Source organism: Sphingomonas sp. OTU376 (assembly GCF_038440415.1).
Taxonomy (GTDB): Bacteria; Pseudomonadota; Alphaproteobacteria; order Sphingomonadales; family Sphingomonadaceae; genus Sphingomonas; species Sphingomonas kyeonggiensis_A.
On record NZ_JASATQ010000118.1, the window covers coordinates 1 to 7,498 of the forward strand.

Sequence of the window (7,498 nt, forward strand, 5' to 3'; positions counted from 1 at the left end):
CCCCCCCCCCCCCCCCCCCCCCCCCCCCCCCCCCCCCCCCCCCCCCCGGGGAACCAGGAAGTGGCCGAATGTCGATACGACCTAAGCCCCTCCACCCATGAGCCCAGCTCATGGCTCTCCCAACCAAAACCAGGTTGAGCGCGGCCCCGCGCGCCCTACCCTGCGGCCATGCAGATCGCCCGCCGCCCGCTGATCGCCTCCGCCGCGCTCGCCCTCCCCGCCTGCACGACGACCGCGCCGCGCCCCCGGCTGGCGAGCGCCAGCACCACCCGCGGCCCGAAATGCCTGCCGATCGTCAATGTCGCGCCAAGCCGCGTCATCCGCACCGTCGCGGGCCTGCGCCCCTACCGGTCGCAAGGCTTCGTCGTCCGCGCCAAGGCGCTGGGCGACAAGCGCCTCGTCCATAATTACGGCCATGGCGGCGCCGGCATCACGCTGAGCTGGGGCACCTCGCGCCTCGCGGTCGATCTCGGCCTGCCCGGCCATAGCGGCCCGGTCGCGGTGCTCGGCTGCGGCATTGTCGGGCTCACCACCGCGCGGCTGCTCCAGGAAGCCGGCCGCCAGGTCACGCTCTATGCCGCCCAGCTGCCGCCCCACACCACCTCGAACATCGCCGGCGGCCAATGGCATCCGGCCAGCCTCTACGATCCCGGCCAGGTCACCCCCGAATGGATCGCCCAGTTCAAGCTGGCGATGGACTATAGCTGGCGGCGCTTCCAGATCATGGTCGGCGAGGAATATGGCATCCGCTGGGTGCCGACCTATCTCCAGATGCGCGACGATCCGGCCGAGGATTCCGCCGAGCCCGATCTCTCCAGCGCCTATGAGGCCGACCGGGTGATCCTCGGCCCCGGCGAGCATCCCTTCCCGGTCCGGCGCGTCCGCCGCTTCAGCACCATGTATGCCGAGAGCGGTCATCTCCTCCGCCAGTTGATGCGCGACATCCAGATCGCCGGGGGCAGGTTCGCGATCCGCGACTTCGCCACCCCGGCCGACATCCTCGCCCTGCCGGAAACTTTGGTCTTCAACTGCACCGGCCTCGGTGCCGGCAAATTGTTCGGCGACCCCGGCATCGAGCCGGTGCGCGGCCAGCTCGCGGTGCTGCTCCCACAGAGCGAGGTCCAATATGCCTTTGCCGGCCGCATGGGCTATATGTTCCCCCGCGCCGATGGGATCATCTGCGGCGGCACCTTCGAGCATGGCGAATGGGATGCCACGCCCCAGCCCGATCGGATCGCGAAGATCCTCGAGCGCCAGCGGGACTTCTTCTCGGGCTTTCACTGCACGGCTTGAAGCGGACGGGGCGGCCCCCAACATCGGGGTCCGAAACGAAGCCAGAGTATCCAATCCCCCAATGAACGAGAATCTCACGCCCAAGGCGATCGTCGCCGCTCTCGATGCGCACATCATCGGCCAGAAGGATGCCAAGCGCGCCGTGTCGGTGGCGCTGCGCAACCGCTGGCGCCGCCAGCAGCTCTCGGCCGATCTCCGCGACGAGGTCACGCCGAAGAACATCCTGATGATCGGGCCGACCGGCTGCGGCAAGACCGAGATCAGCCGCCGCCTCGCCAAGCTCGCCGACGCCCCGTTCGTGAAGGTCGAGGCGACCAAGTTCACCGAAGTCGGCTATGTCGGCCGCGACGTCGAGCAGATCGCCCGCGACCTGGTCGAGGAAGCGATCCGGCTCGAGAAGGAGCGCCGCCGCGCCGCGGTGAAGGACAAGGCCGAGGAAGCGGCGATGGGCCGGTTGCTCGACGCGCTGACCGGCAAGGACAGCTCCACCGCCACCCGCGAAGCCTTCAAGCAGCGCTTCGCCGAGGGCACGCTCGACAATGCCGAGATCGAGATCGAAGTCGAGCAGGCCCCGGCCATGCCCTTCGACATCCCGGGCGGCGCGCCCCAGATGATCAACCTGGGCGAGATGATGAAGGGCCTTGCCGGCACCCCGCTCAAGCGCCGCAAGATGAGCGTCCGCGCCGCCTGGACCAAGCTGGTCGAGGAAGAGGCCGACAAGCGGCTCGACCAGGACGAGGTGAGTCGGGTTGCCTTGGCCGATGCCGAGGCGAACGGCATCGTCTTCCTCGACGAGATCGACAAGATCGCGGTGAGCGACGTGCGTGGTGGTTCGGTCAGCCGCGAAGGCGTGCAGCGCGACCTGCTGCCGCTGATCGAGGGCACCACCGTCGCCACCAAGTACGGGCCGATGAAGACCGATCACATCCTCTTCATTGCCTCGGGTGCCTTCCACGTCGCCAAGCCGAGCGACCTGCTGCCCGAGCTGCAGGGCCGCCTGCCGATCCGCGTCGAGCTGAAGGGCCTGACCGAGGAGGATTTCGTCGCGATCCTGTCGGACACCAAGGCGAGCCTGGTGCAGCAATACGCCGCGCTGCTCGGCACCGAGGGCGTCAGCATCGACTTCACCCAGGACGGCATCCGCGCCGTCGCGCGCATCGCCGCCGAGGTGAATGGCGAGGTCGAGAATATCGGCGCCCGCCGTCTGCAGACGGTGATGGAGAAGCTGCTCGAGGACATCAGCTTCGGCGCCGAGGACCGCAAGGGCGAGACGCTGGTGATCGACGGCGCCTATGTCGACAAGCAGCTCGCCGCGGTGGCGCGGAACACCGATCTGAGCCGCTACGTGCTGTGAAGTTCGAATCCCTCCCCCGCGGCGCCGGGGGAGGATTTTTTGGAGTTATTTGGCCTTCTCGTACGGCGTGAACTTGCCGAACATGCAATAGGCGCTCGGGATGCTCGATCCCGGATCCAGCACCCGGAACCGGTCGTTCCGGCAGATCTGCGATCCATGCACCTCGACGATCAGCGTGGTGTAGGGTCTCAGCCCAGGGCAGGAACTGCCCAGGTCGTTGCGCCACAAGGCCCGGCCCAGCGGCTTGTAGAGGATCGTATGGTCATCGATGATCTGCGGTCCGTCGCTGTCGGTCACCGAGATGCAGTCCCGCGGCGCGCCCGCCACCCGGTCGCCCAGCGCCGAAGCCAGGTCCTTCTGCGCCTCGGCCTGTTGCGAGGCCATCATCTCGCTGCTCGCGGTACAACCCGCCAGCCCGATCGCGGCGATCAGCATCACAGCACGCATCGCCGCTCTCCTCACTTGCTGTAGGGCACGAACGGCCCCAGCGCGCAGGATCCGGTCCACATGCCGCCGATCCGCGCCCGCGTCTGAACCGTATCGCCCCGGCAGACCCGACCGCTGACGCTGGTGATCACCGGCAGGTCGCCGCGCGACAGCCCCGGACAGGAGCCGATCAGGTCGCTGCGCCAGACCTTGTTGCGTCCGCCGATATAGAGGATCGTATTGGCATAGCCCTGCATCTCGCTCGTCCGCTGCGGCGGCAGGCAATCCACCGGCGCACCGGGGGTAAGCCCGGCAAGGCGCTTGGCAATCCTGGCGTCGTCGCTGTTCGCGCCCTTCTGGGGCAGCGCGGTATTGGCCGCGCAGGCAGCGAGGATCAGAAGCGGTGTGGCGAAGCGGATCATCATCTGTCTCCCGTCGCCCCCGACACTGTCCGGACTATACGCCCGCGTCGATCAAAAAACATCCTTTGCAGCACGCCGCTCGGCGAGCTGCTCGACGCTTTCCGCGCGCAGGAACGGGTTGGTCGCCAGCTCGGCGCCAATCGTCGTCGGCACGGTCGGCTCGCCGGCTTCGCGCAGTGCATCGACCTCGGTCATGCGCGCCTGCAACGCCGCATTGTCCGGCTCCACGCTGAGCGCGAAACGGCCGTTCGCCTGGGTATATTCGTGAGCGCAATAGACCTTTGTCTCGGGCGGCAGCGTCGCAAAGTACCGCATGTTGCGGAACATCTGCTCCGCCGTCCCCTCGAACAGCCGGCCGCAGCCCATCGCGAACAGCGTGTCGCCGACGAAGATGATGCCCTCGGACGCGAAATGGAAGGCGATGTGCCCGGCGGTATGCCCCGGCACGTCGACCACCTGCGCGACATGCTGGCCGACCTTGATCTTGTTGTTCGACCCCGCCAGCCAGTCGGCGCCCGGGATGCGCGTGCCCTCACCCGAAGGCGCGATGATCACCGCGCCGGTCTCCGCCTTCAGCTGCGCATTGCCGCCGGTATGATCGGGATGCCAATGGGTGTTGAGGATCGCGTTGAGCTTCCACCCGCGTAGCTTGAGCTCCTCGAGCACCGGCGCGGCATCGCCCGGATCGACTACGGCGGTCTTGTCCGCGCGCTTGTCGTGGATCAGCCAGATGTAGTTGTCGCTGAGCGCTGGAATGCGGACGATCTCGAGTGCCATGATACCCTTCCGCTTTCCTTTTAGGCCTTTAACCAGACTTTACACCAATTCCGCGCAATTTTGCTGCGCGGTCGTGCAGATTCAACGCCGCGCGGCGCGGAGCTCCTCGGCCAGCCGGCGCACCAGCGCCTCCGCCCCCATTGCCCGCACCCGCGCCACGTTCGTCCCCGCCCAGAGCGGCGAATAATCGCCCCGGCCATCGGCCTCCGCATGCGCGCGCAACGGCGCGAGCGCATTGGAGCCATAAGGGAAGGCCGGCACCTCCGTGCGGATCGGCCCCAGCTCGCGCATCAGCCGGTTGCGGATACCTTGCGCCTCCCGGCCCGAGAACAGGTTGGTGAACTGCGTCGTGACCTCGGTGCCGAGCAGCGCGCGGAACGGCGTCGAGATGCCGCTCTCTTCCGCCGCGAGGAAGGCGGTGCCGAGCTGCACCGCGCTCGCCCCCGCCGCCAGCATCCGGGCGATGTCCGCGCCGTCGGTGATCCCGCCCGCGGCGACCACCGGCACGGCGATCTTCTCGGCCAGCAGCTCGGCAAGCGGCACCGGCGCATGCGCATCGCCCAGGAACCAGCCGGCATGCCCGCCCGCTTCCGCCCCCTGCCCGATCACGGCATCCACACCGCGCTCGGCGAGCCAGCGCATCTCCGCGCGCGTCGTCGCATTGCCGAAAACCAGCGCCCCGGCTGAGCGCACCCGCGCGAGCAGCGCTTCGTCCGGCAGCCCGAAATGGAAGCTGACGACCTCCGGCCGCGCCGCCTCGACCGCCGCGCACAGCGCCGCATCGAACGGCCGGCGCAGCGGCGGCGGCGTACCCGGGGCCACGCCTTCCCGCGCGTAATAGGGCGCGAGCAAGGCACGCCAGGCGCTTTCGTCCGGCGCCGGATCGGGCAAATGATGGCAGAAGAAATTGAGGTTGAGCGGCCCAGCCGCGCCGGCGCGAACCTCGGCGACCTGCGCGGCGAGCTGTTCGGCGGTCAGCAGCGCGCAGGGCAGCGATCCCACTGCCCCGCCCCGCATCGCCGCGATCGCGAGCCCGGGCCCGCCGGCACCGGCCATCGGCGCCTGGATGATCGGGGCGCGGGCCCCGATCGTCTCGAGAAAGCCTACCACTGCCCCGTGTTCGGCATCGATGCCCAAGGCTCGGCCGGCGGCAGCGGATCGCCCGCCTGGAGCAGCTCGATCGAGATGTTGTCGGGGGTGCGGACGAACGCCATGTTGCCGTCGCGCGGCGGGCGGTTGATCGTCACGCCGCCGTCGAGCAGCCGCTGGCAGGTCTCGTAGATATTATCGACGCGGTAGGCCAGGTGCCCGAAATTGCGGCCGCCGGTATAGACCTCGGCCCGGCTGCCGTCCTCGGCCGGCCAGTTATAGGTCAGCTCGACCTCGGCATCGGCGCGCTTGCCCTCACCCTTGCTGTCCTCGTCGGCGGCCAGGAAGATCAGCGAGAACCGCCCCGCCTCGCTGTCCATTCGCCGGACCTGCTTGAGGCCCAGCAGCTCGAAAAAGGCGATCGTGGCGTCGGGATCCGTCACGCGGATCATCGTGTGGAGATAGCGCATGCGGCGGGAGATAGGGGCGGGCGGAGGGAAGCGCCAGTCCTGCCGGAGCCCTCCCTGGAAGGGAGGGGTTGGGGGTAGGGAAAAGTCCCACCGAGACCGACGCCCGCCGATAGGCTCCACCCCAAACCCCTCCCCCGAGGGGGAGGAGCTCAAGGGATCACTTCTCCGTCGCCGAGAACTGCTCCAGCGCCTTGCGCGCCGCGCTGGCCAGGCCGGTGCCCGGCGCCAGCTCGATCACGCGTGCCCAGGCGGTGCGCGCATCCGCCTCATTTCCGCTTGCCGCCGCGATATTGCCCGCCTCGAGCTGGACCGAGGGATCGTCGCCCGAGCGCCGCAGCGCTTCGGTGATGTCATGTGCCGCGCGCGGCAGGTCGCCCGAGCGCCGCGCCAGCGTCGCCGAGAGCAGCCAGGCGAGCGGGTCCTTGTCGGCATAGGTCAGCGCCCGGTCGATGTCGCTGCGCGCCGCCTCCGTGTCGCCCAGGGCGACCATCGCCCGTGCCCGGTCGAGATGCGCCTCGCCCAGATCGAGCCCGGCCAGCGCGCCGGTCGCCAGTGCCGCGTCGATCGCCGCGCGTGCCTTGGCGGGCTGCTGCGCCGCGATCCAGGCGTTGCCGGCCGAGGCCCAATATTGCGGCGCGCGCGGGTCCTTCGCGGTCTCCGCCTCGCGCGCCGCATCCTCGAACGCGCCGGCCGCCGCCGCCCATTTGCCGCCATTGGCATAGGCCACGCCCAGGCACTGGCGCGCCAGCACGCCGCCCCCCTCGGTGCGCCACTGCCCGGCATCGACGACGCCCTTGGCGGGGTCGGTCGTCGCCAGGTCCATGCACTGGGTGAAGCGCGGCGGTTCCTTGGGCGCCGCCGTCGCCTCCTGCACCGGAACGGTCTGGAGGGCGAGGATCAGGATGGGGAGCATAGGGTGAGCACTTCCTCGAGCGCACGCACGATCAGGGCCAGGTCCTGCTCGCGCGAAAAACGATGTTCCGCGTCCTTGACCAGCAGAGTCTGCACCATGTCTGAACGGATCATCGCCGCCAGCCGCGGAGCATATTCCCAGGGCACTTCCCTGTCCTTCTGCCCCTGGAGCAGCCGCACCGGGCCACCCCAGGCGATCGGCTGGACGAGCACGCGATTGGCCTCGCCCGACGCCCAGAAGCCGCGCGTCGTCACGGTCGGCTGGTCGCCATAGTCGTTCGGCGTCTCGAGCCGGCCCTGCTGGAGCAGGGCCATCTTCTGCTCCATGGTGAAGCCCCAGTCGGTGAAGTCCGGCGCCGCGGCGATGCCGACCAGGCCGGCGACCACCTCCGGCCGCGCCTTGGCGATCATCGCCATGATCCAGCCACCCATCGAAGAGCCGACCAGCACCACCGGGCCCTTCACCACCTCGTCGATCATCCGCAGCGCATCATCGCGCCATGAGGCCAGCGTCCCGTCCTCGAAATTGCCTTCGCTCTCGCCGCAGCCGGCATAATCGAAGCGCAGGAACGCCCGGCCGTTCGCCTTCGCCCATGCCTCCAGATGCAGCGCCTTGCTGCCGTTCATGTCGGACGCATAGCCGCACAGGAACATCACCGTCGGCCCGGCGCCGGGGGTGTGGTGATAGGCGAGGCTGGGAGGTGGAGGGGTAGTTTCTTTGGTCATGCCGAAGGCTTAGCGCCTCACCCCAAACC

9 protein-coding genes are annotated in these 7,498 nt (G+C 69.0%); 2 read left to right on the forward strand and 7 right to left on the reverse strand.

From position 1 onward, the window contains the following. Positions 1-168 precede the first annotated feature (168 nt). Together AAHM44_RS24375 and hslU are read left to right on the forward strand one after the other, a co-directional pair. On the forward strand, positions 169-1,293 hold the full coding sequence (locus AAHM44_RS24375) for an FAD-dependent oxidoreductase (protein WP_342251608.1): 1,125 nt from the start codon (positions 169-171) through the stop codon (positions 1,291-1,293). A 61-nt stretch (positions 1,294-1,354) separates the two neighbouring features. Then, positions 1,355-2,647, forward strand: coding sequence for an ATP-dependent protease ATPase subunit HslU (hslU, locus tag AAHM44_RS24380; protein ID WP_269572816.1), 1,293 nt, complete (start codon positions 1,355-1,357; stop codon positions 2,645-2,647). A 45-nt stretch (positions 2,648-2,692) separates the two neighbouring features. On the opposite strand, the gene AAHM44_RS24385 is transcribed toward hslU, so the two are convergent. From AAHM44_RS24385 to AAHM44_RS24415, 7 genes are all read right to left on the reverse strand, one after another. Further along, positions 2,693-3,094 (reverse strand): DUF6491 family protein, encoded by a 402-nt coding sequence (locus tag AAHM44_RS24385; protein ID WP_342251609.1) that lies wholly within the window; start codon positions 3,092-3,094, stop codon positions 2,693-2,695. Between the two features lie 11 nt (positions 3,095-3,105). Next, positions 3,106-3,495 carry a hypothetical protein gene (locus AAHM44_RS24390; protein WP_269572818.1) on the reverse strand — a complete coding sequence of 130 codons (390 nt, stop codon included), beginning with the start codon at positions 3,493-3,495 and terminating at the stop codon, positions 3,106-3,108. Between the two features lie 51 nt (positions 3,496-3,546). Beyond that, positions 3,547-4,272 carry a hydroxyacylglutathione hydrolase gene (gloB, locus tag AAHM44_RS24395; protein WP_269572819.1) on the reverse strand — a complete coding sequence of 242 codons (726 nt, stop codon included), beginning with the start codon at positions 4,270-4,272 and terminating at the stop codon, positions 3,547-3,549. An 81-nt stretch (positions 4,273-4,353) separates the two neighbouring features. Next, complete coding sequence (locus AAHM44_RS24400) at positions 4,354-5,382, reverse strand: NAD(P)H-dependent flavin oxidoreductase (protein WP_342251610.1); 1,029 nt, start codon at positions 5,380-5,382, stop codon at positions 4,354-4,356. Continuing rightward, on the reverse strand, positions 5,376-5,831 hold the full coding sequence (locus tag AAHM44_RS24405) for a VOC family protein (protein ID WP_342251611.1): 456 nt from the start codon (positions 5,829-5,831) through the stop codon (positions 5,376-5,378). Before AAHM44_RS24405 ends, AAHM44_RS24400 begins: the two co-directional genes overlap by 7 nt. A 157-nt stretch (positions 5,832-5,988) precedes the next feature. After that, the gene (locus AAHM44_RS24410) at positions 5,989-6,744 is read right to left on the reverse strand and encodes a tetratricopeptide repeat protein (protein WP_342251612.1); all 756 of its coding nucleotides are present in this window, start codon (positions 6,742-6,744) and stop codon (positions 5,989-5,991) included. Then, entirely contained in the window at positions 6,729-7,469 is a 741-nt protein-coding gene (locus AAHM44_RS24415) for an alpha/beta hydrolase (RefSeq protein WP_342251613.1), read from the reverse strand. Before AAHM44_RS24415 ends, AAHM44_RS24410 begins: the two co-directional genes overlap by 16 nt. Between the last annotated feature and the right edge of the window lie 29 nt (positions 7,470-7,498).

Coding starts and splice junctions, on each gene's coding strand:
- AAHM44_RS24390 (WP_269572818.1), bottom strand. CDS start 3,495: ATGATCCGCTTCGCCACACCGCTTCTGATCCTCGCTGCCTGCGCGGCC.
- AAHM44_RS24415 (WP_342251613.1), bottom strand. CDS start 7,469: ATGACCAAAGAAACTACCCCTCCACCTCCCAGCCTCGCCTATCACCAC.
- gloB (WP_269572819.1), bottom strand. CDS start 4,272: ATGGCACTCGAGATCGTCCGCATTCCAGCGCTCAGCGACAACTACATC.
- AAHM44_RS24410 (WP_342251612.1), bottom strand. CDS start 6,744: ATGCTCCCCATCCTGATCCTCGCCCTCCAGACCGTTCCGGTGCAGGAG.
- AAHM44_RS24385 (WP_342251609.1), bottom strand. CDS start 3,094: ATGCGTGCTGTGATGCTGATCGCCGCGATCGGGCTGGCGGGTTGTACC.
- AAHM44_RS24375 (WP_342251608.1), top strand. CDS start 169: ATGCAGATCGCCCGCCGCCCGCTGATCGCCTCCGCCGCGCTCGCCCTC.
- hslU (WP_269572816.1), top strand. CDS start 1,355: ATGAACGAGAATCTCACGCCCAAGGCGATCGTCGCCGCTCTCGATGCG.
- AAHM44_RS24405 (WP_342251611.1), bottom strand. CDS start 5,831: ATGCGCTATCTCCACACGATGATCCGCGTGACGGATCCCGACGCCACG.